Origin of the sequence: Vibrio mediterranei, assembly GCF_900088415.1 — a bacterium.
Classification (GTDB): Bacteria; Pseudomonadota; Gammaproteobacteria; order Enterobacterales; family Vibrionaceae; genus Vibrio; species Vibrio mediterranei.
The window spans coordinates 60453-87275 of the sequence record NZ_FLLQ01000005.1; the positions used below are offsets into that span (position 1 = coordinate 60453).

28 protein-coding genes are annotated in these 26823 nt (G+C 42.4%); 9 read left to right on the forward strand and 19 right to left on the reverse strand.

Translation table 11 applies throughout. From position 1 onward, the window contains the following. Positions 1 to 49: 49 nt before the first annotated feature. Entirely contained in the window at positions 50 to 190 is a 141-nt protein-coding gene (locus VME0621_RS26630) for a hypothetical protein (RefSeq protein WP_156750274.1), read from the forward strand. On the opposite strand, the gene VME0621_RS15170 is transcribed toward VME0621_RS26630, so the two are convergent. The 5 genes from VME0621_RS15170 to VME0621_RS15190 all read right to left on the reverse strand — a co-directional run bounded on the left by VME0621_RS15170 (position 169) and on the right by VME0621_RS15190 (position 4430). Then, positions 169 to 606 carry a hypothetical protein gene (locus VME0621_RS15170; RefSeq protein WP_062462114.1) on the reverse strand — a complete coding sequence of 146 codons (438 nt, stop codon included), beginning with the start codon at positions 604 to 606 and terminating at the stop codon, positions 169 to 171. The two genes, VME0621_RS26630 and VME0621_RS15170, sit on opposite strands and share 22 nt — an antisense overlap. Next, entirely contained in the window at positions 596 to 1399 is an 804-nt protein-coding gene (locus VME0621_RS15175) for a winged helix-turn-helix domain-containing protein (protein WP_062462111.1), read from the reverse strand. Before VME0621_RS15175 ends, VME0621_RS15170 begins: the two co-directional genes overlap by 11 nt. Before the next feature lie 65 nt (positions 1400 to 1464). Next, positions 1465 to 2145, reverse strand: a complete 681-nt coding sequence (locus VME0621_RS15180) for a hypothetical protein (protein WP_038227099.1) — start codon at positions 2143 to 2145, stop codon at positions 1465 to 1467. A gap of 16 nt (positions 2146 to 2161) precedes the next feature. Next, the gene (locus VME0621_RS15185; RefSeq protein WP_062462108.1) at positions 2162 to 2518 is read right to left on the reverse strand and encodes an antibiotic biosynthesis monooxygenase family protein; all 357 of its coding nucleotides are present in this window, start codon (positions 2516 to 2518) and stop codon (positions 2162 to 2164) included. Between the two features lie 661 nt (positions 2519 to 3179). Then, entirely contained in the window at positions 3180 to 4430 is a 1251-nt protein-coding gene (locus VME0621_RS15190) for a DEAD/DEAH box helicase (protein WP_062462105.1), read from the reverse strand. 378 nt (positions 4431 to 4808) lie between these two features. Between VME0621_RS15190 and VME0621_RS15195 the strand changes: the two genes are divergently transcribed. After that, entirely contained in the window at positions 4809 to 6212 is a 1404-nt protein-coding gene (locus VME0621_RS15195) for a uracil-xanthine permease family protein (RefSeq protein ID WP_062462102.1), read from the forward strand. A gap of 186 nt (positions 6213 to 6398) precedes the next feature. Here the strand turns inward: VME0621_RS15195 and VME0621_RS15200 are convergent, their stop codons facing one another. Next, complete coding sequence (locus VME0621_RS15200) at positions 6399 to 7397, reverse strand: metal-dependent hydrolase (protein ID WP_062462099.1); 999 nt, start codon at positions 7395 to 7397, stop codon at positions 6399 to 6401. Between the two features lie 270 nt (positions 7398 to 7667). Here VME0621_RS15200 and VME0621_RS15205 point away from each other — a divergent pair, with 270 nt between their 5' ends. Beyond that, on the forward strand, positions 7668 to 9002 hold the full coding sequence (locus VME0621_RS15205) for an MFS transporter (RefSeq protein WP_062462096.1): 1335 nt from the start codon (positions 7668 to 7670) through the stop codon (positions 9000 to 9002). Between the two features lie 189 nt (positions 9003 to 9191). Continuing rightward, positions 9192 to 9905 carry a GntR family transcriptional regulator gene (locus tag VME0621_RS15210; RefSeq protein ID WP_006069428.1) on the forward strand — a complete coding sequence of 238 codons (714 nt, stop codon included), beginning with the start codon at positions 9192 to 9194 and terminating at the stop codon, positions 9903 to 9905. Between the two features lie 36 nt (positions 9906 to 9941). On the opposite strand, the gene VME0621_RS15215 is transcribed toward VME0621_RS15210, so the two are convergent. After that, complete coding sequence (locus VME0621_RS15215) at positions 9942 to 11141, reverse strand: enolase C-terminal domain-like protein (protein WP_006069427.1); 1200 nt, start codon at positions 11139 to 11141, stop codon at positions 9942 to 9944. Between the two features lie 264 nt (positions 11142 to 11405). Here VME0621_RS15215 and VME0621_RS15220 point away from each other — a divergent pair, with 264 nt between their 5' ends. The 5 genes from VME0621_RS15220 to VME0621_RS15240 all read left to right on the forward strand — a co-directional run bounded on the left by VME0621_RS15220 (position 11406) and on the right by VME0621_RS15240 (position 15398). Further along, on the forward strand, positions 11406 to 12839 hold the full coding sequence (locus VME0621_RS15220) for a PTS transporter subunit EIIC (RefSeq protein WP_062462093.1): 1434 nt from the start codon (positions 11406 to 11408) through the stop codon (positions 12837 to 12839). 210 nt (positions 12840 to 13049) lie between these two features. Further along, positions 13050 to 13454: a glycine zipper family protein gene (locus VME0621_RS15225; protein ID WP_062462090.1), complete on the forward strand. Its 405-nt coding sequence runs from the start codon at positions 13050 to 13052 to the stop codon at positions 13452 to 13454. Positions 13455 to 13464: 10 nt separating this feature from the next. Further along, the gene (locus VME0621_RS15230) at positions 13465 to 13785 is read left to right on the forward strand and encodes a DUF3302 domain-containing protein (protein WP_038227107.1); all 321 of its coding nucleotides are present in this window, start codon (positions 13465 to 13467) and stop codon (positions 13783 to 13785) included. A gap of 4 nt (positions 13786 to 13789) precedes the next feature. Continuing rightward, entirely contained in the window at positions 13790 to 14785 is a 996-nt protein-coding gene (locus tag VME0621_RS15235; protein WP_006069420.1) for an HlyD family secretion protein, read from the forward strand. A 94-nt stretch (positions 14786 to 14879) separates the two neighbouring features. Beyond that, on the forward strand, positions 14880 to 15398 hold the full coding sequence (locus tag VME0621_RS15240) for an MAPEG family protein (RefSeq protein ID WP_006069419.1): 519 nt from the start codon (positions 14880 to 14882) through the stop codon (positions 15396 to 15398). An 83-nt stretch (positions 15399 to 15481) separates the two neighbouring features. On the opposite strand, the gene VME0621_RS15245 is transcribed toward VME0621_RS15240, so the two are convergent. From VME0621_RS15245 to VME0621_RS15300, 12 genes are all read right to left on the reverse strand, one after another. Continuing rightward, positions 15482 to 16378: a LysR substrate-binding domain-containing protein gene (locus VME0621_RS15245; RefSeq protein ID WP_062462087.1), complete on the reverse strand. Its 897-nt coding sequence runs from the start codon at positions 16376 to 16378 to the stop codon at positions 15482 to 15484. A gap of 154 nt (positions 16379 to 16532) precedes the next feature. Further along, a complete protein-coding gene (locus tag VME0621_RS15250; protein ID WP_062462083.1) occupies positions 16533 to 17069 on the reverse strand; it encodes a hypothetical protein in 537 nt (178 codons plus the stop codon). Then, positions 17062 to 17391, reverse strand: a complete 330-nt coding sequence (locus tag VME0621_RS15255) for an HPF/RaiA family ribosome-associated protein (protein WP_062462080.1) — start codon at positions 17389 to 17391, stop codon at positions 17062 to 17064. The genes VME0621_RS15250 and VME0621_RS15255 overlap by 8 nt, the downstream gene beginning before the upstream one ends. Positions 17392 to 17444: 53 nt before the next feature. After that, the gene (locus tag VME0621_RS15260) at positions 17445 to 18608 is read right to left on the reverse strand and encodes a BamA/TamA family outer membrane protein (RefSeq protein WP_038227111.1); all 1164 of its coding nucleotides are present in this window, start codon (positions 18606 to 18608) and stop codon (positions 17445 to 17447) included. A 59-nt stretch (positions 18609 to 18667) separates the two neighbouring features. Continuing rightward, on the reverse strand, positions 18668 to 19480 hold the full coding sequence (locus VME0621_RS15265; protein WP_062462077.1) for a hypothetical protein: 813 nt from the start codon (positions 19478 to 19480) through the stop codon (positions 18668 to 18670). A 179-nt stretch (positions 19481 to 19659) separates the two neighbouring features. Further along, positions 19660 to 19935 carry a nitrogenase-stabilizing/protective protein NifW gene (locus VME0621_RS15270; RefSeq protein WP_062462074.1) on the reverse strand — a complete coding sequence of 92 codons (276 nt, stop codon included), beginning with the start codon at positions 19933 to 19935 and terminating at the stop codon, positions 19660 to 19662. Between the two features lie 133 nt (positions 19936 to 20068). Beyond that, positions 20069 to 21166: an alkene reductase gene (locus VME0621_RS15275; protein WP_062462071.1), complete on the reverse strand. Its 1098-nt coding sequence runs from the start codon at positions 21164 to 21166 to the stop codon at positions 20069 to 20071. A 10-nt stretch (positions 21167 to 21176) separates the two neighbouring features. Then, the gene (gene gloA / locus VME0621_RS15280) at positions 21177 to 21563 is read right to left on the reverse strand and encodes a lactoylglutathione lyase (RefSeq protein ID WP_006069411.1); all 387 of its coding nucleotides are present in this window, start codon (positions 21561 to 21563) and stop codon (positions 21177 to 21179) included. Positions 21564 to 21773: 210 nt separating this feature from the next. Then, the gene (gene katG / locus VME0621_RS15285) at positions 21774 to 23945 is read right to left on the reverse strand and encodes a catalase/peroxidase HPI (RefSeq protein WP_062462068.1); all 2172 of its coding nucleotides are present in this window, start codon (positions 23943 to 23945) and stop codon (positions 21774 to 21776) included. Between the two features lie 196 nt (positions 23946 to 24141). After that, the gene (locus VME0621_RS15290; RefSeq protein ID WP_062462065.1) at positions 24142 to 24351 is read right to left on the reverse strand and encodes a hypothetical protein; all 210 of its coding nucleotides are present in this window, start codon (positions 24349 to 24351) and stop codon (positions 24142 to 24144) included. A gap of 260 nt (positions 24352 to 24611) precedes the next feature. Beyond that, positions 24612 to 25784 carry a MerR family transcriptional regulator gene (locus VME0621_RS15295; protein WP_062462062.1) on the reverse strand — a complete coding sequence of 391 codons (1173 nt, stop codon included), beginning with the start codon at positions 25782 to 25784 and terminating at the stop codon, positions 24612 to 24614. 136 nt (positions 25785 to 25920) lie between these two features. Continuing rightward, entirely contained in the window at positions 25921 to 26823 is a 903-nt protein-coding gene (locus VME0621_RS15300) for an AraC family transcriptional regulator (protein WP_006069407.1), read from the reverse strand.

The following is a 26823-nucleotide window of genomic DNA, read 5'->3' on the forward strand; positions in this document are numbered from 1 at the left end:
GTGACCAGTCCGTGAATATAAAGTTCTAGGATGATAGCGACTTTAGTGCATGAAATTTGTCATGCTTGGTATGGTTTATGTCATCGGTTATAGCGTGACTCTTGTGATTTCAATCACTCAATCTGCGGCTATGTTGGTAGTTAAACTAGTAAAAGAGTCATACTACGGTCAACGTAGAGTTCTACCGTAGAAAATGCCTTTCAGCGCTAGGATCTTTCCACTCTTTGTGACATAGACACCACGCTGATCAGAGATCAAGATAGTCTTATTGTTCCCTCGCTGTTGAATAAATAGATTCTTAACATTGAAAGTCTGCTGTCCATGGGCTTGATCTTGTTCTATTTGATAAAAATAATAATGATTACCCCATCGCAAAAATACACCAAACAACTGCTTAGTTTGTACAATCTGCCCATCAGCATCGTAGCCAACATAGCGCATTTTGGAGCGACCATTTTTTAGGTCCAGAGTTAGAACCTCTGAACCTATGTCTTCATAGCTAACTTCAAATCGATGGGCTCCTTTAGTCAACACACCAGAAATGATCCCAAACGCCAAAATGGTAAACACCGTCGCCATGATCGGCAGCCAAAACTTATACTTCATCTGGTGTTGCCTCTGTTGCTTCTAACGGTTTTTGTTCCTCTGAACACAAAGTTGGTTGAAAATACGAACCGCTAATCTCTTGCCAACCATTCGAGTCCAGCAACACGACTTGTATATCGAAACACTCTATGCCGATACGGTGCATATAGATAGCCTCAACTCCAGGCTTAGCAAGTGAAGATAAATCTGCCATCAGCTGTGAATCAAGAGCAGCATTGTCATGGTATACATCAATACCGTTTATCGCGGTTCTCTCCATAAAGAATCCGATACGAAAAAACAGTACTATCACCAATATACTTACAGCAATCCCTGCTCCAAGTGGCGCAAACTGATAGCTAAACTGCGACAGCTTGGCCAGTGAATGATATATCGAGGGTGAGGGATCAGATGCTTCGATAGGAGGATTCACGGCGTCTAGTTTGGGTTGATCTGCATTTACTGTTGATCGACTTCCATCGAAACCTACGACTTGTACATCGCTTCGTTCTGGGACAACTAAGCAATATCCTTCTTTTTGAACAGTAATGACCTTACAGCAGGATTCCACTTCTAGTAGGGCGTTACGAATGTTTTTAATTGCGACATTAAGGGAGCTGTTTGTTACTACCCTCCCCGGCCAACAATGAGTTAGCAGGTAATCACGTCCTAACGTTTGCGACCCGTTATTCATCAAGTGCTTTAAAATCAGGCACTCTGATGGCGATAGCGTAATAACCTTATCGCTAGATGTTTTTGTCAGCGTTCGATTATCAAGATCAATAACCAAATCATGTCTTTTATGATAATTCATAAGGTGAGTAAACTTTGTTAATAAACTCACCTTAGAATAACACGTAGATTTACATTACCGCAAAGCTATAACGACAATTTAAATCCAAGTTTAATAACATTCACATTTGCAAAACCTAATTTGACGGCATTAAGTTCATTGGCAATATCGAGAGCATGCTGCTCATCTTTTGCTAAAACCGCAATAGAATAAATTGGTCTAATCATCGCTTTTTGATTAGCGGTTGGTTTAGCAATCGCTTGGTTCTTTAAATAAGCGGACGTAATTACACCTTTAGAACTCCAATCAACTACTTTTTGCAAATCAGCACTGATTACTTTGTCAGCAAAAATTTGATCTTCCGGTTCTTTCCAGGTCAGCTCAATCGCATAATTTGTAAACGCAACATCAGTGTCTAGCCACTTACTACCAATATCTCTAATTTCTGTTATTTCAGCTAGTTCTTTATATTGAAAAGGAAGATTTCCAATAACTCTCCTTACTTCCTCTTCACTATCGGCTTCCATAACAAACTTAATTATAGGAAAAGCCTTGTCACCGATAAAACTCTTCGAAACAAACATATCGTGTATTAATCCAGCATCAATAAGATTTGCAAAGGCTTTCTTTTGATTAGGCATAACGTCAAATACGGCTTGTGCGTCTTGTGTTTTCCAAGCTATCGATACTCCGTATGCTGCCGCGTAACTATTTATTGAAAATAAAAAGCTAAAAATAGCTAAAAAGATTCGTGTTAGGTGATTCATTTAGGCAGACTCTCTGTTAGTTTCGAATAACTTCGTAAAGATTGGGGTCAGCGACAACACCATCAAGGTGATTTTCCGGTAGCTGTTTTCTCATTGCTGATATGGCAGCTATGAAATGTTGCCTACTTTCCCAATTTGCAACATTCACATACATGTAGGTTGCGTCTTTACTTAACGCTTTGTGTAGTGTTGTATTGATATAGCCTGGTTGTTGTACAAGGATGTCTCTAGCACTCTCCCAATACTCTAACGCATCTGCTTCGCTAGCGGCATCAACAGCAAAAGTGTTAATCAGTACAACAGGTTGTGCGAATAAAAAGGGACTGACTGTCAGCAAACTTAGCGTAATTGCTTTATTAATAAAACTCTTCATGTGGATCTCCTTTGATTAGAGTCGCACACGCTATACAGAGTAAAAGCCATCAACAAGACTCAAATGAGCTATTTAATATTAATTAATCTCTCGAACATACAGAAATGTTAAATAAAATGACTACGTTTATTTATAAAGCATCAATATGAGAAGATTCAGCGATAAGTCCTAGTTGTTACATGCACACTATGCACTTCAAATCTTATCTTCCCTAAAATAAAACTAGAGCTATCTGCTTCAGCTAGAAATAGCTATAACAGCCTAGTTCTTGCAGATGAACTACGAACACAACCTTGCTGGTAGAGAAAATAACCACTGACTTTTTATTGATATATGCCAATCGAAAAATCAACTTTATTACGGCAGAATAGAGGCAGAATCTGATATGACCCTGCTATTAGTGCTTATATCTTACTATGGGATTTGATTATTGGGTTTAAATAAAAAATACGACTAAACGTTTACGGAGTTAGAATATAATTCGAAGAGAGTATGATTATACTAGTATGAGTTTTTTGCTACATTTAGTTGGTCATAATTTATGAAATAGAGATCACTGAGCCTAAATAAAGATACTCAGAAAAATGTGAATATCATCGTGGTCAAACAATAACCACCATGATATCCACTCAAACTTAATCAGAACATTAGATCACCCACGTTACTGATTGCGTTTTTTCTTTTTCTTACCCGTACCAGCCGGTTTTGCTCGTGGTTTCATGGGTGCGAAATAAGCTTCACTCTGGTCATCATCCACTTCAAATCCCGCAACTTGTTCGCGTTCAAGACGGAACTTATTTTTCTTTTCTATCACTTTAAAGTGATGGTAGTCGTCGTAATCGATAAGAGATAAACCAAGACCAACCTCTCCTGCGCGGCCACTGCGCCCGATACGGTGCATATAATCGGCGGGACTGCGCGGCAGGTCAAAGTTGATCACGACCGGTAGCTTTTCAATGTCAAGGCCACGAGCTGCGATGTCGGTTGCGATCAAAACTTGAATGTCGCCAGATTTAAACCCTTCTAGCACACGTGTACGAGCACCCTGCCCTTTATCACCATGGAAAACCTCTGCAGTGATACCGCGTTTTGATAGCTTTTGTGCTAAATGGTTACAGCTATTTTTGGCATTAACAAAGATTAACGCTTGTCGCCATTGATGCTGTTTGATTAAGTGCGCGAGTACTGCCGTCTTTTGACCTTTATTCACGCTAAACACACGTTGCACGAGAGTACTGGTTTCAGCACTTTGCAATTGCACTTCAACAGGGTCGCTAAGTAAATGCTGTGCCAGACTTGTCACTTTCTCAGGGAAGGTTGCTGAAAATAGTAACGTCTGTTTTTTCTCTGGTAACAAAGCAAGGATTTTGTTGAGCTCTTCTGTAAAGCCCAAGCTCAACATACGGTCCGCTTCATCTAGTACTAGTGTTTGCACTTGGTCTAGCTTAATAGCATTACTTGATACCAGATCAAGTAATCGTCCAGGTGTTGCCACAACAATGTCGCTGCCACCTCGAAGCGCTAGCATTTGAGGGTTTGCTGATACACCACCAAATACAGCAACCGTTTTGATCTCATTTCGTAGATGATATGAGTACGATTTCACGTTATACGCCACCTGTGACGCTAGTTCGCGCGTAGGAACAAGAATTAGGTGAGAAACCGTGTTGCCACGACGACTGTTAGGTTTGTCCTGCTGACAGATTTTTTGCAGAATCGGCAGCGAAAACGCGGCGGTTTTACCAGAACCCGTATTCGCACCACCAACAAGATCACGCCCTTCAAGTAGGTAAGGAATGGTGTGAGATTGGATTGGAGTCGGTTGGCTGTATTCCAACTCCTCTAGTCGCTCAACTAAGGTTGGAATCAGACCTAGGTCAGCGAATGTTGTTGGAGATGTTTTGTCAGTCATTACTCTCTGGGCTCTGGGCTCTGGGCTAGATAAAGGCCGTGTATCTTAGTCTATTTACGACGTTGACGTTAGTAAAAATGAATTAAACCCGTCGTTTTAACCACCTGCTCAAGGCTTAGCTATCAAAATGATAACCTCGTTATCGCCACTAACTATCAACTTGACACCTTCTTACCCTTTCGAGATTCACGGTTAATCACCACTAAACTCGGAGATCGGCATGCTCACAAATCCATCAATCAAAAATTAATTATTACCATCGTAAAACTCCAACGAATCTCTAAAAAGCTAAACGTAATAATTGGTTGTCAAAGCTCTTGGAACATAACTTGCTCTATTGCTGACGAATTTATTAAGTGGTGAATAGAAGGACGTAGTATGAAGTTAACATATGAAGTTGAGGATAAACCGCCATTTGGAACATCGTTACTATTAGCATTTCAACATATGCTGGCGGCTATGGGGGCAATCATTGCGGTGCCTTTAGTTGTGGGAAGTGCCATTGGCCTTCCGACTAATGAAATGATTGTCTTAGTTAATGCAGCGTTACTGGTATCGGGAGTCGTTACTATCATCCAATGTAAAGGCGTTGGAGTAATAGGCATTAGACTTCCGGTTGTTATGGGCACAAGCTTTACGTTTGTTGCTATCTCTATCTCTATTGGCATTGAATCTGGTGTTGCTGCCATCTTTGGAGCGGCATTGGTTGGCTCCTTGGTCATGATCATTGGCTCCAAATTTATGCCTCAAATACGCAAGTTGTTCCCGCCCGTCGTGTCCGGAACGGTCGTTGTATTGATCGGTCTTACCATACTCCCTGTCGGTATCGACTGGATCGCGGGAGGCTTTGTAGGCCAAGAAGGATACGGACGGTTAGAAAATCTCGCTCTCGGCACTTTTGTTCTTTTATTGATTATCGCAATTTCTAACTTTGGTAAGGGAATCTTCGGTGCGGCATCTATCGTTATTGGTATTGCTGTTGGATATCTGATTGCGTTGGCATTGGGCATGGTGGACTTTACTCCTGTAAAAGAAGCGACCGTTTTTGCTACTCCAGACCTATTGCCGTTTGGCATTGAATTCACTGTAGCTGGCATTATTGGTATGTCCATCGCTTACTTGGTCACTATTATGGAATCTACTGGGGATTTCTTAGCCCTAAGCGATGCCACCAAAACGAAGCTCACGGGTAAAAAACTTTCCAGTGGTATCTTATGTGATGGTGTGGGTAGTGCTTTAGCGTCCGTTGTCGGTACTACACCGTTTTCTTCATTCAGCCAAAACGTTGGTATTGTCTCGATTACTGGTGTTGCAAGTCGCCATGTGGTCGCCTTTACTGGCGTCATTATGGTTTGTGCAGGATTGATTCCTAAGATAGGTGGCCTAGTCGTTACTATTCCTAGCAGCGTGTTAGGCGGTGCTGGCATCGTTATGTTCTCAATGATCATCTCATCCGGTATCAACATTCTGTCTCGTCTGAACTTTACCAAGCGCGATATGTTGATTGTTGCTCTGGGTGTCGCCGCCGGAATGACAGTGACGATTCGTCCTGAAACATTGACCTACTTCCCAGATTCCTTGAGAGTTATTCTAGGTTCGGGAATTACCACTGGTTCTCTCGTTGCACTTGGTTTGAACTTAATATTGAAGGTTGACGTGACCGACGAAATTGAAAGTGCAGAAGAAAAGAAAGTGCTGTTTGATGAATCGTTCAAGCAAACGAAAAATATGGCTGAACTTGAGTCGGAGAAGGCTAAAACAGTGGGATTGGAACTGGATTAGAGCAAGACAATAAGCCACATAACTCACCTTTACCATGCTAGAGGAGCTATCTCGACACATGTAGTTATTTTTCGCCCTAGTGCGCGTTAAGTGTCACCAGGGCGTTTTAATTTTTCAATTCTAAAGCTTGATGCTGTGAGCATTATAGTTAAATTGCTGCCTATGCTGAAATGATGACAAATCAATTCAGTCGAACAACATCCCAAAAAATTCCTCTCTAGACTCGGGACTGCTGTCTCTATGAGTATGATATTCAACATGAGATTTCATGTCTGCGGAAGGAGAAAGCTTGATGCTCCAAAGTGATTTAACTTGATTCGGAATTATAGAATATCGAACGTCGATGACTCGTGTCTTGTCATCAGGATCTTGTGCAACATATCCGTTAGAAAACCATCGAAAGCGTTCGATATCGATAGCTTGTTGTGAGTTAGGATCGAGCCAAGGAAAATCTCTATTCACATCAAGTTTAGGTACGGATTGTCCAGGGTATGTTTTCACTGTACTTCCTACTCTAACTGCATCGACATAATATCGATCGCTGGTTTCGTAGACTACTTTCCACAGTAATATGTTAGCAAAGCTCGGCTTGGCCTCTAGTTTAATCGGGGTATGCTGTCTTTCGTTAGCCAATTGCCAACCAGCTGCTTCCGCTCGGTCTCTTTGAATCATGCCTATCGTTGGGTACATAACAGCCCACAAAAAAGCCAATCGGGCTAACCATGTTTTACGCTTAAACGTTGCCAAAACGACCAGTATCAAAATAGGTAGCGTATAGATAGGATCAATGACCGAAACCGTGCTCCATGCATAACGCTCATTAGTAAACGGCCACAACAATTGAGTTCCATAACTAGTGCAAGAGTCTAATAATGCATGAGTGCTATAACCTAACGTGCAGTAAAGCCAACTTTGTTTAAAGGAAAGTCCACGTCTTTTCGCAATCAAAGGATGTAGCACCCACGCACAAATTAAGCTACCAATAGGGATGAAAAACAATGAATGTGTGAATTGGCGATGAAACTCTAAGAACAACAAAGGATCATCATGCGAACGAATAAGCACATCTAAGTCAGGGGACATGCCCGCGAGCAGACCCAATATACCAGCAACGACTATTTGTTTTTTTCTACTTAATGATTGAGACAAAGAGGCACCTAGCACTCCTTGGGATAATGGATCCATGATTAACTCATTGATTGCATTCAGCTCATCTATACAGCATAGATGCTGATTAGCTAGAAAATCGAGTGACTAGTGGTTTTTATTTTATTGTCACTAACGAGGACACTAAGAAGAGTCCTTTTGATGCGAAAGCCACCATATTTAATCTGTTCTAAATATTCAAAGCTAAATCGCTTTGCAACAAACCTATGATTTTTCGGCTGAAACCTTACCATCTCGACCAAAAAGGGTTATACATAACCTTATAAAAGTCTAATAAATGAAAAAGTCATGACACTTAAGGAAATCCTCCAAGTTCGCAATGTGCGCTACTTCTTAATGTTTCGAAGCAGCTATTTTGCGCGTTTTTATTATCCTGTTTTCACCCTGCTCTATCTGGATTACGGGTTAACACTGTCGCAGTTTGCAATGCTCAATGTGATTTGGGCTGCAACCATCGTTCTTGCGGAAGTACCATCAGGAGCCTTTGCCGATACTTTAGGTCGTAAGAAACTTGTCGTCTTATCCTCGATTATCATGTTCGTTGAGATCGCCATGATAGCTTTTGTCCCGACAGGTAATCCGAGTTTGGTATTCGCGGTATTTTTGGTTAACCGGATATTAAGTGGCTTAGCTATGGCCCTTGCTAGCGGTGCCGACGAAGCTTTGGCATACGACACCTTGAAAGAACAAGGTAAGGAAGAGGCGTGGCCTCATGTATTGCAGATTCAAATACGAGTGGCCTCTGCAGTGGGTATCTTCGTTACGCTGATCGGGGCCGCTATGTATGATGTCGATGTCATGGGGTCTGCGTACCAATTGTTTGGATGGACAGCACCAGAGAGCACTCAAGACATTATGCGTATTCCGGTTTACGCCACTTTGATCGTAGCCATGGTCGCCATTTACGCAGCAATCAATATGCAAGAAGATAAAAAACCGATGCCCAAAAGCGGCGATAAGCTAGCAACAACGTTAGCAAGCTTAAACTTGACGCTCAGTACCGGTAAGTGGGTTATGTCTACACCTTATGTGTTGTTCATATTGCTCTACTACAGTCTTTTCGAGCACACCTCACGCATGTTTCTCACTATGAATAGTCAATATTATCGCGCTATCGACATTCCTATTATCTACATTGGATTCATTGGCGCTGGCGTGAGTATTTTTAAGATACTCTTTGCAGGTCAAAGTCGTCGCTTTGCCGAAAGTCTAGCCCCTAAAAAGTTCATCGCGATCATGGGGATAGCGACTATCGCGACCTACTACTTTATTAGTTTAGGTTGGTCGATTTACGGCGTAATTCCGGCACTAGTACTGATCTTTATCATCATGACGATGAACATCTTTATTAGTTACCACCTCAATAGAAAAACTGAATCACACAACCGCGCAACCGTTCTAAGCTTCAAAGGACTGATGTTTAACTTGGGATATGGTTCTATTGGTGTGCTATACGCGTACTACTACAAACTGGTCTCTCAAGGCTACAACCAAGAGCAAGTTGAACAAGGTGTCGACTTTATCGCTTCACTCTCCTCGTTCGTCTACTATTTCGCGTTTTTGTTTATCTTGATAAGTGTATGGTTTCATTTAAAGGATAGAAAAAAAGCAATTTTTGAATAACCTACACTACTTTTTCTATAGGCCACCATGCTTACAACTTCGACACGAACTGGCATTCTCTTATGAAAGGAATGCCAGTTTTGCGACTTGTGAGTGTTTGCTTATCTGTTAACCGTAAAGGTGTTGCTAGTGAGACAACATAACCGCTATTATTAACTTTATTATTTTGGTTTATCGAATTAGATAAAGATGAAAAAACACGAAGAACTGGTACAAGATTTAATAAGTAAGATCTGCAATAACGTTATCACTTATAAGCTGCCATCTGAGAGAGAGCTTGTAGATAAGTACCAACTATCACGTTTTTCTGTCAGAAAAGCCCTGTCAAAATTGGAAGCCATTGGCATTGTTAAACCAAAAACGGGTTCTGGTTATTATGTTAACACTTCTATTATCGGCTCTCCCTTAATCTACAATTCAATTACGGAAAACAGCTTCGAGCAAATTTCCTATAAGAAAGTGCAATTGAATAAACGGGTACCGACTATTCATGAGATGCAAGTCTTTACTATTGGAGAAGATGACTATTTATGGCATATCAAAAGGTTACGTTTAATCCAAAATAAAATCACACAGATAGAAGAAACGATCGTTCCGGTACATCTTTTTCCGAAAATGAACGACAGTATTATTGAGAGTTCACTGCAAAAATATGCGTTGTCGTTAGGTTTGAAGATTGACAGTTATCTAACCAACTATAAAGCAATTAACTTATCAACGGAGGATGCCAACATTTTACAATGTAAACGTACCACCGCTGCTATGAATATTACTAATCGCGGTTTTTTAACATCAGGTGAGGCTTTTATTGTTAGCGATGTTATTGATATAAATTATCAATGCACTTATCACACAAAATTCAATAATGAGAGTTTGCAATATCGAGACCAAAACGACCGCTAATTATAGCGGTCGATTTTTCTAAATAGTACTTACACCTTAAGGAGTATGAATACTGCCATCTGGAAGTCGGCTTTGAGTCCACTCATGAGGACGATATTCTACTGGGAAATCAAGTGCCGCAGCGCGGTTGATTTCTACTCCGATGCCTATGTCTTCTGAAGCATAAAGAAAACCATTTCTAGGCTCAGCTGCATTAGGGAACACTTTTCGTGTGTTCTCTTTGTAATGCACATGCTCTTGAATTGCCGCGTTGTGAAGGTGCACATTTAGGTGAGTATTCACCGCTGCTCCAATTGGTGTCATATCTGGTGGACAGTGCCATGCAATACGAACACCGAAGCTTTCGCATAGATGGCCTAATTTCAACGCAGGAGTGATACCACCGATCTGTGAAACATGGCAACGAATGAAATCAATACGACGATTAACAACGACTGACTTCCACTCTTCTGGGTTATTAAAAAGCTCCCCTAACGCTAGCGATACCGAGGTTTGGCTGCGTAGGTTATCCAACCATTCGGTTTGATTTGGCGGCAGAATATCTTCAATGAAATACGGTTGATATTGTTCAACTTGCTTGGCAAATTGCAACGCTTGATTAGGAAACAGCCGTTCATGTACATCATGAAGAATGTGGAATTTACGACCGTACTTTTCACGCAGTAAACGGAACATCTCTAATGTGTTATCCATATACTGGTCTTGGTCGTAGTATGAGCCTTCAGTTGGATTTTCTGTGGTGTGCATATTCTCTGGTACACCGCCATAAAATCCCAATTGGCAACGAATGTGTTTATAACCCTGCTCTAGGAATTGCTCAACTTGCTCATAAAGCCCTTCCATTGTGTCACTCGTTGCATGTGTATACACTTGAATGGCATCTCTAGATTTACCACCAAATAATTGATGTAACGGCATATTAGCTAATTTGGCTTTAATATCCCAAAGAGCCATATCAACACCAGAAATAGCATTATTAATAACCGGACCATTGCGCCAATAGGCATTGACCATCATCATTTGCCAAAGGTCTTCAATATTATTCGCATTCTTACCTAATAACAAAGGCTTAATATATTCATCAACCATAGTTTTAACAGCAAGTGGACGCTGTTGGAATGTCGCACATCCATAGCCTGTTACGCCGCTCTCGGTTTCTACAATCACAGTAATTAGATTGTGTCGGTCTGGCTTAGTAATTATACATTCAATGTTGGATATGATATTTTCTTTCACGGCGTAATAGCTCTATGTCAGTGGTTTTATTCTATATAACAGCGAAAAAAACCTTATTTCAAGCGCTAATTTTCGGCAAAAAGTAACTGGTTCGTTATTGCTAAACATTCGCTAAAAAAAACGAACCAATCGACGAATTTTGCTGAAAATTAACAATTTGCCGCACTTAATGTGACGGAAGTCTCTGTTTTTCCGATTGGGGTAAATATGAGTGATGGATATTATGTCCCCAACAAATAACGCAAGCACATAGGGACTCCTTAGATGCAACTTACTGAAACTAATAATGAAGTGAACTTGAATGCTCAAGCATCGAGTAACAAGAATAGCTTTAGCGACAACCTACAAATATTGGTTCAAGCACTTGGCGGCCAAGATAACATCATCAACATTACTCACTGCATGACTCGTCTTCGATTCAAGTTAGCAGATGAGACACTTGCCAAGAAAGAGCAGCTAGAAGCCATTTCTGGGGTCAAAGGGGTGGTTCTTGCTCAAGGTCAGACTCAAGTCGTCATCGGTGTAGATGTAGAAAAGTGGTACAACGCGCTATCAGGTGTTAGCAAAAGCAGTGATGAACCAGTGATTGAAGCTGAAAAAGGTAAGCTGTTCCAAAATGCAATGCGCATCGTTGCGGGCATTTTTGGCCCTGTGGTTCCTGCAATTGCTGGTGCGGGTATGTTGATGGGCCTTCTTTCTGGTTTAATTGCGACCAACGTTATTTCAGAATTTTCAGATACAGTGTACTTCTTCCGTTCGATTTCTACCGCTGTATTCTTCTTCCTACCAATGTTAGTGTCTTTTTCTGCCGCTAAAGTATTTAAAGTAAACGAATACATTGCATTGGCTGTGTCTTCCGCCATGCTTGCGCCTAAACTAGTAGAAAAAGCGGCGTTACTCAAAGACGCTGGTAGCGTTCCGGAGCTGACTGTACTTGGTGTGGTACCAATCGAACTGCTTAACTATGGCGGCGCAATCGTACCTGCTATCTTAGCGGTTTGGGTACTTTCAAAAGTGACACCATTTGTTGATCGATTCGTCCCTTCATCCGCCAAGCCAGTATTCACTCCCCTACTCGCCTTCACGGTCACTTCAACTATCGTATTGTCCCTGGTTGCCCCAGCTGGCATGTGGTTAAGTAATGGCGCAGGTTGGGTGGTAAGCTCGCTATTAGAAATCTCTCCAACACTGACTGGCTTTGTATTTGGTTTAACTCGCCCAATCACCATCGTATTTGGTATTCACCACAGCATGACGCCAATCAGCTTGAATAACTTCGCGCTGTATGGAAAAGACTTGCTTATGCCAATAATGTGCTTGGGTAACCTCGCTATCGCGGGTGCTACAATGGCGGTATGGTATAAACAGCGTAAGAACGTTTCAAAAGAACAGTCTTCTGTTACCGTAGGTTCTGGTATCACTGCAATTCTTGGTATCACTGAGCCTGCACTCTTTGGTGTGTTGACTAAGTACACTAAAGCACTGTTCATGGCGAGCCTAGCAGCAGGTATTGTTGGTGCGATCTCAGTAACTATCGACACGCATCTAACGAGCTACATTTTGTCTTCAGTATTTAGTTTGCCTGCATACCTAGCAAGCGGTACTCAAAACTTCATTCAAGCGGTTCTTGGCGTGATTGGTGTGTTTGCACTGGCATTTGCGTTGACGTTTATGTTTGTCAACGTTGATGACAAATAAAACGACTTATTAATCAAAAGGCTCATAGTAGTTATGCTATGAGCCTTTTTCTTTATCTAAACATCTTCACTTCCAAACTAGGTAACATAACCTTATGTTATCAAATACCTTTTTCTTAGTTGAATAACACTTAATCCACTATTAACGAACGCTATTTGTTCAACTCTAACGACAGAAATACTATTAGAAAAAACAGTTAGAGAGACCATTATGAACATCAAAAGCAGCCTTTTCATTTTATTTACTGCCATCTATTCAGCGACGTCGTTCGCTAACGTTATTGTCGATACCAAAGGTGTCGATATGGAAAAATACAACGCTGATATGTACGAATGCCAACAACTATCAACCCAGGTTCAAAGCAATCAAGTCGATAGTTTAGGTCGCGACGTTGTGGGAGGCACAGCCCGCACTGCATCATTAGGCGCAGCAGGTACAGCCATTGCCGGCGGCCACGGTTCTAAAGGCGCCAAAGTTGGTGCAGGGGTTGGTCTGGTAGGTGGCTTACTCCACCACCGTGCTGAAGCACAATACAGTGAAGCCAAATATCAACACGATGTTGATAGTGTCATGAAACAGTGCATGGTTGGCCGCGGCTACAACGTTTTAAACTAAGGGGGAGACTATGAACCTCACTCTAGATTATGCATCACTGGCGATTTTGTTTGTTGTGCTTCTAATCCTGATCTATGGATTGATCATTTTGCACGATATTCCTTATGAGATTGCCAAAAAACGTAATCATCCACATGCCGATGCGATTCATGTTGCTGGTTGGATTAGTTTGTTTTTCCTCCATGTTATGTGGCCTGTGCTTTGGGTATGGGCAACCATGTATGACGGTGATAAACAACAGTGGTTAGGGGCTCGTTCAGCCCATTCCGATAAACAATATCAAGCATTAGTTGAACGCATTGATGCTCTTGAAAAATCAATCAAGGAGTAACGAAATGGAAACGCTCATCATCCTGAGTTACGCAGCACTTTGCGTTATTGTATTTAAAGCTTTTAAAGTGCCTAAAAATAAATGGACGCTAACAACGGCCAGCGTTATTGGGTTATTTATCGTAGGTTGGATCTTTCTCTATATGGCGATGTATCAACCAGTTTCTCGTATGGCTCGTTTATACAGCGTCACGACTCCTATCACATCACAAGTAGAGGGGTTAATTACCGATGTCTATGTGAAAGGCAACCAACAGGTGAAAGCTGGTGATCCACTTTATCAAATCGATAAAACGCCTTTCCAAGATAAAGTGAGCCGTATAGAAAGCGACATTCAACGAACATCTTCTGCCATTGAATTTTATGAATCAGAATTGGTTCGTTACCAGAAACTCGGTAAGAAAGGGTTTTCATCGCAAGAGAATATCGACAATATCGAAACTCAATTGTTGGAACAAAAAGCCAACCAAAGCAAATATCAATCTCAGTTAGAGTTAGCGAAATTTAACTTAGCGAAAACTACTGTAAAAGCGCCTACTGATGGCTACGTAACTCAAGTGGCACTTCGCCCAGGCATGAAAAGCCGTATTGTTCCATTTCAAGGTAATCTAACGTTCGTACATAAAGAAGACAAACAACTATTTGCTGCGTTTAAACAAGCGCCTGCGCGCTATATTAAAGCTGGTTATCCGGCAGAAGTGACCTTTAATACTATTCCAGGTCACGCGTATAAAGCCCATGTGGTACAGGTAAACGATATATTTGCTCAAGGTGCAATCACTCCATCTGGCATCATGAAGTATCCAGAACAGATACCTCATAACGGTAGGATCTTAGTAAAAGTTGAATTGGACAACCCGTCACTTTTGCAAGGTATGCCAATACCTTCAGGCACTGATGCTCATGTTGCGGTTTATTCACCTAAATGGGAGATGTTCAGTATTGTCCGTAAAGTGATTTTAAGAATGCAAAGTTGGCAGAACTGGTTATTTGAAGGTTAACTTTATTATTCAGGGACATATATACCCAACACGACTTCAATCACAAAGAGAGGGCTGTTTTCAGCCCTTCATAATTACATAGAAGGGCGACTTAATGGCACTTTCAACCAAACAGCAAGGCGTAGCCAAAGGCATGGGGCTGGCTTTGTTCCTTTCATTGGCATCCATAGGCTATGCGATTTATTCAAACCCATTGAGTTTTGATGACAATACAAATCGCTTCGAAGTTCTGTCTTACTCGTTTATTCTACCAACGTTATTTCTACTCATATCCATTGGGCGACTAGCTAAACATCGTTTTTTTAGCGCAGAGGATATTGATGGTAGTGGCCTCACTCAAGGCTCACAACAAGCACGTATCTTACAGAGCATCATACAGAACACCCTTGAACAACTTGTCATAGCACTGCCCATCTACTTTGCATGGAGTACACTGGCGCCCAGCCTTTGGCTTTCTGCGGTTCCAATATGCTCAGCTCTTTTCCTTCTAGGCCGAGTCCTGTTTGCAATTGGCTATAAGCACGGCGCACCAGCACGCTCATTTGGCTTCGCACTAACCTTTTATTCGTCAGCAGTGTTATTGCTAGCCTTACTCACTGCCGTCATTTTCTAACTACTTTTCGTCAGCATTCACACCAAAAAGCGACCACTGTTAGGTCGCTATCTAATTGAGATCTTGTAAAGTCGCTTTACTGTCTACAGGTCAAGCGATGACACTATCGCTTGCCGAAACCACTCATGTCCTTTGTCGTTTTTTTGGGACTGATGCCACGTCATGTAAACCGGAACTTTCTGAGTTTCAAATGGTATTGGAAAGACATTTAGTCCGAGAGACTCTGCAAGCTGTTCCGCTTGCCATTGACCACTGACAGCAAGCCAATCTGTTTGTGCAGCCATAACCAACGCCGTCGCACCAGAGCCCGTGGAATATGCGACTTGTCGTGGCGGAAGCGCGACGTCAATCGCTACAGAGTCCAGTGTATTGGTATTAAGACGTTGAGTTTTCCAAGTAATATGGCTTTCTCTAAGAAAATCCTCCATCGTCAATTCACTTTGTATCCTTGGATGATCTTTACTTACGGTAACCACCAACTCTTGATCAAAGAGTACCTCATTGTTGTAGCCCCTATCCTCTAATGGCACCGTCGCTAATATTACGTCCACACGACGACGCCTCAGGTCGTCGTGTCGGTCTTGCTCATTCAAATGTTCAATGTCTGCCTGTATGGTGACATTCGGTGCATGCACATTTTTATAGCGAACCAAAGGGGGGACAACGATTAGGTCGATGTCTTTATGGCTAGAAATGCGAAAGGTACGTTGGCTTAACTCAGGTTCAAAGTCTTGACGTGATTTGGACCCATTCAGCAACAGGCTAAGCGGCTCTTGAATCTCGTTGTGAAGCTCAATAGCAAAATTAGTAGGTACGATGCCTCTTCCCTGACGAATAAATAGCGGGTCTTGATATTCATCTCTAAGCCTATTAAGCGCATGACTGACCGCTGGAGCAGTGATGTTGAGAACTTCGGCCGCTTCGTTCACACTTTTCGACTTAATAACCGCGTCAAAGGTTTTAAGGAGATTTAGATCCATTATTTCCGCTCTATCTGTCTGATTCGCCTAAATTAAACATAGTCCATTCAAATCAAATTACGAATGACTAATTGCGGAAACAAAAAGACAGCTATTAGTTATAGCTGTCTTTACACGTGGTGAGTCAGTGATTTCTGTTTATTTGAAGTCAGCATTATGGTGTGGACTGAGGGCTTTTTTCTACTCTATACAAGGTGTCTTCTAACAACGCGATGGTTTCCTTATCGAGCTCTGTCGCCTCATCAAAAAGCCTTACGTATTCCATATTTGCTTCACTTTTTGCTTCCAAAGAAAAGCTAGGATAAAGGTTTAACGAAGAAAGGTAGAGGTCATCAATGACGTTCATGAAAGACTTCGACAAACTTGTCGGCTCATCTGATATACCCATTAATAGTTGCGCGAACTTGCCTGCTACAGCCTGTTGGCGGTTAATTAGCTCTTTCAAATTAGTCAGTTCTTTATTGGAAGAATCACTTTGCACTAGTTTACTTTCGATGGTACTCAAGCATTGAGCCAATGATGATTTTTGTGCTAGTGACAAATCCAAGTAATGCCCAAGTCGATCATAAGTGACATTGCGCATAGGGAAACCACAACATTGTAGCTCTCCGCGACTTTTGCTGGTAAGCATGACACGTTGACGACAACGACCACACTCCAATAGGTCATAGGTTAAGTTATGGCTACTCATCGTGCTCCACCTCCAATGAATGATCTCTAAGCTCTCTTTTTGCTTTCGTTTTTTGTTTCTGAAGTTTATGCGTCATAGCAGAAAATGCTTCAGCCGCGACATGGTAGAACTCATCACCAGAGTGTTTAACGAAACACCATTGATGCTCAGTGTGAACTTTAAGCTCAACATCATATTGCCCATAAGAGCGGTGGTGGATTATCGAGACGAAAATCTCCGTTGCCTGTGGGTGCACTACGAATAAATGGTCCGCTTTGGTGACACAATGTGAACGCATGCTTTCCGATAAAACAATGCTTTGTGTGTTAAAATGAATGTTCATGATACTTACCTTTTAAGCTTTGGTTTAATAATAATTACGGTGTTATTTGGGTCCTAAAGTCCGGTACCCACTTGAAAATAGAGCGCATTGTCTTCTTCACTTTTCGCGACATCTATTCCTACTTTTAAGCCGTAACGACGAGCGATCAAATAACGAAAGCCCACTCCGTAGGCGTAGTGATTTCCGTCACTAAATAGCTCATTAGTCGCATCGGTAGCAGAACCAACCCCGGCAAATACCGAACTCGACCAGCGGTTTGTGAAGCTATAAGTGACCTGTGATTCGATTGAAGCTGTTGAAGTGCCTTGATATCGATTTCTAGCAATACCTCTAAGCTCGATATCAGGGTACGCCGGAGGAGGCAGCAACCTCTCATCCGTCGATAAAGTGTTGTACTTACCCTTCAATGCCACATTCCATTTTTGACTAACGGGGAAATATTGTGTGCCTTCTGCGGCAAATGTTTGAAAGTCGTAGTCACTACCAAGGTGCTCACTGAATACCATGTATTCCGCTTTATAATCTCCACCTGCCGTTGGATATAAGAAGTTGTTTTTGGTGTCATATTCAGCAATCGCCCCCAGACCTGATACCGTCGGCGTCATATTCAACCACCGATTAGCCACCTGATTCGCTTTGCTTGGCTCCACAATACTCAGTTCTGGGGAAACGAACTTTTGACTCACACCAAGTAAGACGGGTGATTTACCCACTCGAAACTGCAACTTCTGGATAACACCATATCCATTCATGCCCATTTCAAAACCTGATGCGTCATCTTTCGCAAACGGAGCATAGAAATTCATATGAATGTCACCATAAAAGGCGCCGCCTAAATAGCGAATGCTGTCTTTGTTCCAGGTATGCCTATGACCGATAAAACCCGCCCACGTACCATTTTGAGTACCAAACGCCCCTGCAACGGTAATCGCTGGAGTAAGAAGCTTGGCTCCACCATCAAGTGACTTTAGGGCTAATTCTTTACGCTTCTTTTTTTGAGCATCAGATTCATGCAAGAATACTCCCATCATTCCACCGCCATACCCCACCGCAGGTTCAGTGATCAGAATGGGCACAGGGAGGAAGCCATACGCGTTTTCCGCTAAGTAGTCTCCCATGTCCAACTGACCATCAATTGGATCTGTGAAAGATGTAGCTTGAGCACTAGTACCAATTAGCGTTAGTGAGAGTAAAAATAAAGAATTAGCGAGTTTCATTGGAGCCTACTTAAACAATCTTCTTAACTTACTTAGTGGACGTTCTCAAAACGACTCGACTAAAACTGATAGTTGAACTCGACACGTTGATCACCATCGAAATAGGATTGATCATGCGTCCAGTTAGCAAAGTAACGAACGTTAAAACGTGGAGTGAACTGGTAAGAAACTACAAACTCATTAGTAAAAACAGAACCTGCATCCGTCCAAGCTTGCGAGCCCGCTAAAGGCGTGACCCACATTGGGTTATAGTTAACCCACAACTTGTCTGTAATTGAATATTTGCTATAGCCACCAACAACGGCATAGACGCCAGGTAAGGTATATCCGATGTATTGGTCGTCTGGGTTCACTTGGCCTGAAGATACCTGTTCAACTTTATCACCAGTAAACTTGCCGTTTTTGACCTGAACGCCGACACCAGCTAATGGATAAAGTTGTAACCCACCCCATTTAGGTAGCGCTTGGATAAAACTATAAGAGGTGTTCAATGCTTCTTGTTCGACGTTGTAATTCAAATCAATTTGTCGACCAAGGCCATTTGTCGTGTTAATGGTGAAATTACGGAAACGAACTGAGTCGACAGAATCATCGCGTTCTGAAGTACCAGACCAACCTAATGAGCTACCGACAAAGCCTTTAATCTCCAATACGTTCATCGCCATCGTGTCGTCATTCCCGGTGTCATAAGCTCGACCGATTTTTACGTTTAAGCCTTTATCCGTCAGCCCTGCTCCCGCTTGTGTGTACACTGCTAAAGGGTCAGACATGTCTTGTACACCATCGCTTGCGTTAGCAGCGACCGCGTTTGAAACAAAGCCAGACATTAGCGTTGTCATAACAAGGGTGGAAAGAAGGTTTTTTGATTTCATCGGATAAATTCTCGTAGTGATTAACTGTTGATGAGAATCTTAAGGATTAGCCGATATATGATCGATGGAGGAGAGTTTAATAGTGGATTTAGTCTGATTTAATCAATAACAAAGTCAGATAAAACACATTACTATCAAAGCATTAGCTTTTTGACATTCGGAAGGGATACAAATAATTATTATCGTCTGATGCAGGAAGTACACCCACGACAAGCTGAACGAGTATGTGGATCGAGTCGTCCCCTTTGAACTTTGCAGTAGGCATTGCGAAGGACTCGTCGCGCAGCAAACCAGTCTTCTGGCTTTTGCATAATCAAGTAGCCATTGAACCGTTTTAGTAGAGGTAAGCGATACTCTTCGACAAATTTACTGTCAAACTCAACCTCAAAGTACTCAAATACCTGTTCGATGGCGGCAAATTCAGCAAGCTTGCTTTGAATGTCAGTAAAACTCATCGATCTTAGGTCTACGAAAATTAATGCAAATGAACAAGTAAAGGATTGTACTAAAGCTGCGTTTGGTTGTCACAAAAGTAAAAAAGCCCAAAGCACTGCTCGGCGCTTTGGGCTTAAATACAACAGACAACGATTAAGCGTGGTACTCTGGGTAGTCTAATAGACCCACTTCGTTACCACCAAACAAAGTACTTGGATTATGTTCTGCTAGCGGGTAACCGTGTTCTAGTCGACTCGGTAAGTCAGGGTTGGCGATAAACGGACGACCAAAACCTACCATATCAGTAATACCGTCAGACAGTGCTTTTTCGGCTTTCTCTTGGTTGTAGCGACCAGCGTAAATGATCGTACCTTGGTACGCTTCTCTTACTGCGGTTTTAAATTCCGCTGGTGTGTCTGGGGCATCATCCCAATCGACTTCTGCAATGTGTATATAGACTACGTGGTGTTTTTCCAATACGCGAGCCGCAGCGGTGTAAGTATCAATTGGCGTTTTATCTACTGTGCCGTTAAGTGAAGTAAATGGCGCAAGACGAACACCTACTTTGTCGGCACCAATCGCATCTACGACAGCTGCGACGACTTCATCTAAAAAGCGAAGACGATTTTCGATTGGACCACCGTATTCGTCATCACGGTTGTTTGCTTCAGAGTCAATAAATTGGTTGATTAAATAGCCGTTTGCACCATGCAATTCGATACCATCAAAACCAGCCTCGATCGCATTCAGTGCTGCTTGACGGTATTGACCAACGACTTCTTGAATATCTTCTTTTGTCATCGCACGAGGCTCGACCACATCAACAAAGCCAGGTTCGTTCGAGCCATTATCCACAAATACTTTTACGTTTTCAGCTTTTAGAGCCGAAGATGAGATAGGCTGCTTGCCACCAATATTGTCTGGATGTGTGACACGACCAACGTGCCAAAGCTGAGCAAAGATAGCTCCGTCTTTTGCGTGTACGGCATCAGTGACTTTTTTCCAACCCGCGATTTGCTCGTCTGAATAAATACCAGGAGTCCAAGCATAACCTTGTCCCATTGGTGAAATTTGTGTGCCTTCGGCAACGATTAAACCAGCAGACGCGCGCTGTGCGTAGTACTCGGCCATCATATCGTTAGCAGAGTTACCAGGTTGAGTCGCACGAGAGCGAGTCATAGGTGGCATTACGATGCGGTTTTTTAGTGTTAATGAACCAAGCTGAATTGGTTGAAACATTGAATCTGTCATTGTGATACCCCTATTTGCTCGTTTGAATAAGCTCAATTGAATAGCCGTCTGGATCTTTAACAAAAGCGATGTGCGTTTCGCCACCTTTCATAGGACCCGGAGCGCGAGTAATGTTGCCACCAAGTTGCTCAATGCGCTCACACGCTGCATAAATGTCCTCACAACCAATCGCAATATGTCCCCAAGCGTTGCCTTGGTCATAGTTGTCTGTATCCCAGTTGTAAGTTAACTCAATAGTCGAACCTGCATCTTGACCTTCGTAGCCCACGAAGACTAGCGTATAGCGATACTCTTCATTTTCGAAACGATCCAACATTTTCATGCCAAGCACTTCAGAATAAAACTTGATGGACTTTTCTAAGTCCACTACTCGAATCATGGTGTGTAAAACTTTCATGTAACCCCTCGGCAGAACTCTTGTTAGCGCAGTAAAACAAGCCAACAACGTTATATGGTTATTTCCAACTGACGCTAGAGTAAGGCAAATGGGAAAGTAGGTGAAATTATCTAATATTATAATTTTGATAATTTTTTGGAATGATTAAGGGTAGAGAACAAGTGAAAAAAGAAAGTGGCCTTGCACATTAGCAAGGCCACATTATCTTGGTTATTTCAAATCAAAACGGTCAGCATTCATTACCTTAGTCCACGCAGCAACAAAGTCAGTCACAAACTTTTCTTTGTTATCATCTTGCGCATAGACTTCAGCATACGCTCTTAGTATCGAGTTAGAACCGAATACAAGGTCAGCACGCGTCGCAGTCCATTTCACGACACCATTAGAACGATGCACGATATCATAGGAGTTTCGGCCTGTTGGCTTCCACTGATAGTTCATGTCTGTAAGATTAACGAAGAAGTCGTTGCTCAACACTCCAACACGCTCAGTGAAGACACCGTGAGCACTGCCGTTATAGTTAGTACCTAACACACGCATCCCACCGATGAGAACCGTCATCTCTGGTGCGGTTAGACCCATCAATTGAGCACGGTCTAACAACATCTCTTCCGGTGTTGCAGCATAATGCTGTTTTTGCCAGTTTCGGAAACCATCTGCAAGAGGTTCTAGAACTTCAAAAGATTCGACGTCAGTTTGTTCTATGGTTGCGTCACCTCGACCTGGAGCGAACGATAGGTTCACATTGAACCCAGCAAGTTTTGCTGCTTGCTCTACACCCACATTACCCGCTAACACAATCACATCAGCAACACTTGCGCCAGTAGCGGCTGCGATACGCTCAAGAACTGGCAGAACCTTATTCAGTTTCTCTGGTTCATTTCCTAACCAGCCACGCTGTGGCTCTAGACGGATTCGAGCCCCATTAGCCCCGCCACGTTTATCTGACTGGCGATATGTACGTGCACTATCCCAAGCCGTTGTAATCATTTCCGTTGCGCTTAAGTCTGACGCTAAGATTTTTTCTTTTACGTCTTCAATATCATAATCCGTTGAGCCCGCAGGAACAGGATCTTGCCAAATTAGCGCTTCAGTTGGCGCTTCTGGACCAATGTAAACTGATGATGGTCCCATATCACGGTGGAGTAACTTAAACCAAGCGCGAGCAAACACCTCGGAGAACTGCTCTGGATTATTGTAAAAGCGTTCAGAGATCTTACGATATTCTGGGTCCACTTTTAGCGCCATATCGGCATCAGTCATCATAGGATTGTATCGGATGCTTGCATCTTCTACGTCTACCGGCTTATTTACCTCATCAATCGCAACAGGTTCCCATTGCCATGCGCCTGCTGGGCTCTTAGTCAATTGCCACTCATGTGATAACAACATTTCGAAGAAACCGTTATCCCACTGAGTTGGATGTGTAGTCCAAGTGCCCTCAATGCCACTAGTTACAGTGTTACGACCGATACCACGAGACTGATGGTTGTTCCAACCTAAACCTTGCTCAGAGATATCCGCTCCTTCTGGAGATTCGCCAAGTTCGGCAGCGTTACCGTTACCGTGTGCTTTACCAACTGTATGACCACCAGCCGTCAGGGCCACGGTTTCTTCGTCATTCATTCCCATTCGAGCAAAAGTGACTCGCATATCCTGAGCGGTTTTGAGTGGATCTGGTTGACCATCAACACCTTCAGGGTTCACGTAGATAAGGCCCATCATGACCGCAGCTAATGGGTTTTCTAAATCTCTATCACCAGAATATCGACTGTTTTCACCTTTACTGTCTTGAAGCCATTCTTTTTCAGCGCCCCAGTAAATATCTTTCTCTGGCGACCAGATATCTTCACGACCAAATGCGAAACCGTAGGTTTTTAGCCCCATCGATTCGTAAGCAATATTACCCGCATAAACGATAAGATCAGCCCAGCTAATTTTGTTGCCATACTTTTGCTTAATTGGCCAAAGAAGGCGACGTGCTTTATCTAAGTTTGCGTTATCTGGCCAAGAGTTTAGGGGGGCAAATCTTTGGTTACCCGTACTCGCACCACCTCGGCCATCGCCAATTCGATAAGAGCCGGCTGAATGCCATGCCATGCGAATCATTAAACCACCGTAATGGCCCCAATCAGCCGGCCACCATTCTTGGCTATCGGTCATTAATGCTGTTACGTCTTGCTTCAATGCGTCAAAATCCAACGTTTTTACCGCTTCACGATAATCAAACGCTTGTCCTAGAGGATTCGTTTTAGCATCGTGCTGATGCAAAATATCTAAGTTAAGTGCGTTGGGCCACCATGCAACATTAGAACCTTCTGAAGAGGTAACTGCTCCATGCATAACTGGACATTTGCCAGTAGTTGTATTTTCTTGCTTCATAATATTTCACCGATTTTATTTATAACTTTTAACGATTACGACAAGCACACTATTTTTAAATAAGCGAAGCCAAGCAATTACCCAGCTTCAACTGTGGATTTATTAGTAATTAATATTTCATTACACCGAATTCAATCAAATATTAACTACCTAAATATAAACAATGTGACCATCCATTTATTAGTAGAGGTTTGAGTTACACCGCTATAATATAGTCACTATCATAATCCCAGTAACCATAGACTTCCGTTTCAAGTCTCTTCCGTTCGTTGTTGTCGTCAGTTAAACGTCCAACGCTTTTTCGATTGTTATGCTCGAACGTGCCTTGGTTGTAGTTCTCCGTCCGAACAACACTCTTAACTCCAAATGAGCTAAAAACCATATCACTATAAGGGTTCGCTTTCATGAAACACCTCCTTTGCCGTTACTAAGCAAACTATAGTGCGCTCCAGCCGTTTACACCATTGGGCTTATCCTATTTCTAGGATAGGGAAAACCTATCGATGCGTTAACTACTAAAGTTAGATTCAATATAAGTAGATTTTTTAAAAATGAAATATAAAAAGGCAGATAAGAATCTTGCACGTTTTAAAGCAAAACATGCAAGATTATTGGGAGAGTGGTGAAGATAACTAAAATACGCTATTAGCTTATTGCTAATAAAGATTAATTACTCTTTTTTAGAAGGAATAAATGGTAGCCAAACTCATCAGAATATTGAGTACAAATATGGACTTCGTGTTGAATATCTTTCCATGCGGGTCTATTGGACATTTCGGACGTCATTTCAACAACTCGTTCACCCAATGGACCATAATAGTTCATCCACCCAGATTGACTCAGCGCGAAGTTATCGATCACTTCATAACCTGCCTTTTTCATTTGCGCTAACCGTGTCTCAACAAGTTGAATGTCTGGGTATTCATGGCTCCAAAACTGTTTCGATTCGTCACTCGGTGATGTCGTTTTCCATACCATGTCGCTCACCATCAGATACCCTTCTTGTTTCAACAAAGGTTTCCAATCCATTAGAGCCTTTTCGATTCCCATGATGTAAGCGCTTCCTTCTGCCCAGATCAATTCAAAGCTCTGTTTGTCGAATGGTAGCTCGGTCATGCTCGCAGTAACTGTCTTGAGCCTGTCTTGCCATCCTTGCTCAGCAAAACGTTCAGAAAGACGTTCGAGCGCTGTCGACTCATTATCAACAGCAGTGATAACTGCATTACTTTGCTCTGCCAGTACTTTTGTGGCTAGACCTTTACCACAACCAATTTCAAGGATATTTCGTGGCGTCGTCGGTAGTAAATTCAGTGCCTTTGCAGTGTCCTCTTCACTACCTGGCCCCCAGCGTTCTAATGTCTGGAAAACCTTCATAAAATCGGACATGTATTCGTCGTGTTCGTTCATATCTTTTGATAACCATTTCAAGTGCAAGGCGTCTTTTTCGCTAAACCCTTGCTTAATTAACCAATCCAAGTGAGCATCAGGAGCCAGTTTGTCCAAATCACCATGCCAAGCTTTAAGGTCACCTTCCCCAAGTAACGCCGCGAGTAATTGCAACGACTGCTGTTTTTGCTCAATTTCTTGTTGTAGGACTTGCAGTCGGTTCTTGAGTAGCTCTCGATCCACCTTAGCTTCTAAGCAGGCCTTACACTCTTTAAGTGTCAATCCACCTGCCTGCAACTTCTGAATCAAACGGACTCGCTGTACATCTTTATCGCTGTAAACACGATAGCCGTTTTCTAGTCGTCTACCTGAAATCAGCTTTTGCTTTTCATAGTAAAGTAAAGCCGTTCGTGACAAGCCGACCATTGCTGCTAACTCTGAGATTCGATACAAATCCAATGCCTCTATCTGTCTAGATGATTAACCACTTTAAACTATAAAGTTATAGACAGGTCAATGAGGAAAGTGAAGAAAAAGACGGGAGACACGAACTCTTCACACTGCTGTCCGTGCCTTTTTACAAATGACGTTATGCTTTGATTGCAGTACAGAAACTCACATCTGCTGTATTCGTTTCCAGATTATAGGAATGGTAAAGTTCGAAACAGGGCCTATCGTCACTATCAAGCTGCTGTTCAACAACTTGCCCCATCAGCTCTTCCCACGCAGGTCCATATTGCGACTTTTCAGTAATCGTTTTGCGAATACAAGCGTATTTACCGCCATCAAATGACATCAACTCGACACCGTTAGATACGTCTACAGTTGACTCAACCAACAAACAAATATCGGTTCGGCATTTATCTGCTGGGGTGATCTCTGGGTTATCATGATAAACGAAGATACTGGTGTTCCCAGCTAGACCTTTTGGGCCTGCCCATGTGTAAAGTGTATCGATTGCAGGCTCATAGTTTTCTCCGTATGGGCCAGTCACTCGCACGTAAGCTAATTGACCAGATTCAAAAGTTTTAATATCCATCATTGTGCTCCATGTTTTTGATTCGGCTTCAGTATAGAGGTCGGCTTCGCTATTCTCGTGTCCATTATTGCGAAGCTTGTGTCCAATCTTGCTGTTTCGCATCAAGCAGCCGTACTCCTCCATATCACGGCAATTGCGAATGTCCGTTGGCGTGATTCCAAAGTACTTTTTAAAGGCTTTTGCCAAGCTTTGAGAGCTCGCGAAGCCACTATCTAATGCCACCGTGGTGATGTCTGGTTTGTTATAGAACAGCTCGTTAGCGGCTTGTTCTAGTCTCAATCGACGAATAAAGTCGTTCAGCGTCTCTCCTACCACTGCTTTGAATATTCGATGGAAATGGTACGGTGACAAATGTGCTTTCTCTGCTACCTGTACCAAATTTGTAGGATTGTCATAGTGACTTTCTAGATAACGAATTACCGGTCGTAGTCGTTTGTGGTAGTCAGTCTTCAT

Bases quoted from the DNA above. Each gene is read 5' to 3' on its own strand.
- VME0621_RS15235 (WP_006069420.1), top strand. From the start codon at position 13,790: ATGGAAACGCTCATCATCCTGAGTTACGCAGCACTTTGCGTTATTGTA.
- VME0621_RS15255 (WP_062462080.1), bottom strand. From the start codon at position 17,391: ATGAACATTCATTTTAACACACAAAGCATTGTTTTATCGGAAAGCATG.
- VME0621_RS15180 (WP_038227099.1), bottom strand. From the start codon at position 2,145: ATGAATCACCTAACACGAATCTTTTTAGCTATTTTTAGCTTTTTATTT.
- VME0621_RS15225 (WP_062462090.1), top strand. From the start codon at position 13,050: ATGAACATCAAAAGCAGCCTTTTCATTTTATTTACTGCCATCTATTCA.
- VME0621_RS15250 (WP_062462083.1), bottom strand. From the start codon at position 17,069: ATGAGTAGCCATAACTTAACCTATGACCTATTGGAGTGTGGTCGTTGT.
- VME0621_RS15245 (WP_062462087.1), bottom strand. From the start codon at position 16,378: ATGGATCTAAATCTCCTTAAAACCTTTGACGCGGTTATTAAGTCGAAA.
- VME0621_RS15290 (WP_062462065.1), bottom strand. From the start codon at position 24,351: ATGAAAGCGAACCCTTATAGTGATATGGTTTTTAGCTCATTTGGAGTT.
- VME0621_RS15210 (WP_006069428.1), top strand. From the start codon at position 9,192: ATGAAAAAACACGAAGAACTGGTACAAGATTTAATAAGTAAGATCTGC.
- VME0621_RS15195 (WP_062462102.1), top strand. From the start codon at position 4,809: ATGAAGTTAACATATGAAGTTGAGGATAAACCGCCATTTGGAACATCG.
- VME0621_RS15260 (WP_038227111.1), bottom strand. From the start codon at position 18,608: ATGAAACTCGCTAATTCTTTATTTTTACTCTCACTAACGCTAATTGGT.
- VME0621_RS15240 (WP_006069419.1), top strand. From the start codon at position 14,880: ATGGCACTTTCAACCAAACAGCAAGGCGTAGCCAAAGGCATGGGGCTG.
- VME0621_RS15275 (WP_062462071.1), bottom strand. From the start codon at position 21,166: ATGACAGATTCAATGTTTCAACCAATTCAGCTTGGTTCATTAACACTA.
- VME0621_RS15300 (WP_006069407.1), bottom strand. From the start codon at position 26,823: ATGAAGACTGACTACCACAAACGACTACGACCGGTAATTCGTTATCTA.
- VME0621_RS26630 (WP_156750274.1), top strand. From the start codon at position 50: ATGAAATTTGTCATGCTTGGTATGGTTTATGTCATCGGTTATAGCGTG.
- VME0621_RS15185 (WP_062462108.1), bottom strand. From the start codon at position 2,518: ATGAAGAGTTTTATTAATAAAGCAATTACGCTAAGTTTGCTGACAGTC.
- VME0621_RS15175 (WP_062462111.1), bottom strand. From the start codon at position 1,399: ATGAATTATCATAAAAGACATGATTTGGTTATTGATCTTGATAATCGA.
- VME0621_RS15200 (WP_062462099.1), bottom strand. From the start codon at position 7,397: ATGGATCCATTATCCCAAGGAGTGCTAGGTGCCTCTTTGTCTCAATCA.
- VME0621_RS15270 (WP_062462074.1), bottom strand. From the start codon at position 19,935: ATGAGTTTTACTGACATTCAAAGCAAGCTTGCTGAATTTGCCGCCATC.
- VME0621_RS15265 (WP_062462077.1), bottom strand. From the start codon at position 19,480: ATGAAATCAAAAAACCTTCTTTCCACCCTTGTTATGACAACGCTAATG.
- VME0621_RS15205 (WP_062462096.1), top strand. From the start codon at position 7,668: ATGACACTTAAGGAAATCCTCCAAGTTCGCAATGTGCGCTACTTCTTA.
- VME0621_RS15230 (WP_038227107.1), top strand. From the start codon at position 13,465: ATGAACCTCACTCTAGATTATGCATCACTGGCGATTTTGTTTGTTGTG.
- gloA (WP_006069411.1), bottom strand. From the start codon at position 21,563: ATGAAAGTTTTACACACCATGATTCGAGTAGTGGACTTAGAAAAGTCC.
- VME0621_RS15190 (WP_062462105.1), bottom strand. From the start codon at position 4,430: ATGACTGACAAAACATCTCCAACAACATTCGCTGACCTAGGTCTGATT.
- VME0621_RS15220 (WP_062462093.1), top strand. From the start codon at position 11,406: ATGCAACTTACTGAAACTAATAATGAAGTGAACTTGAATGCTCAAGCA.
- VME0621_RS15170 (WP_062462114.1), bottom strand. From the start codon at position 606: ATGAAGTATAAGTTTTGGCTGCCGATCATGGCGACGGTGTTTACCATT.
- katG (WP_062462068.1), bottom strand. From the start codon at position 23,945: ATGAAGCAAGAAAATACAACTACTGGCAAATGTCCAGTTATGCATGGA.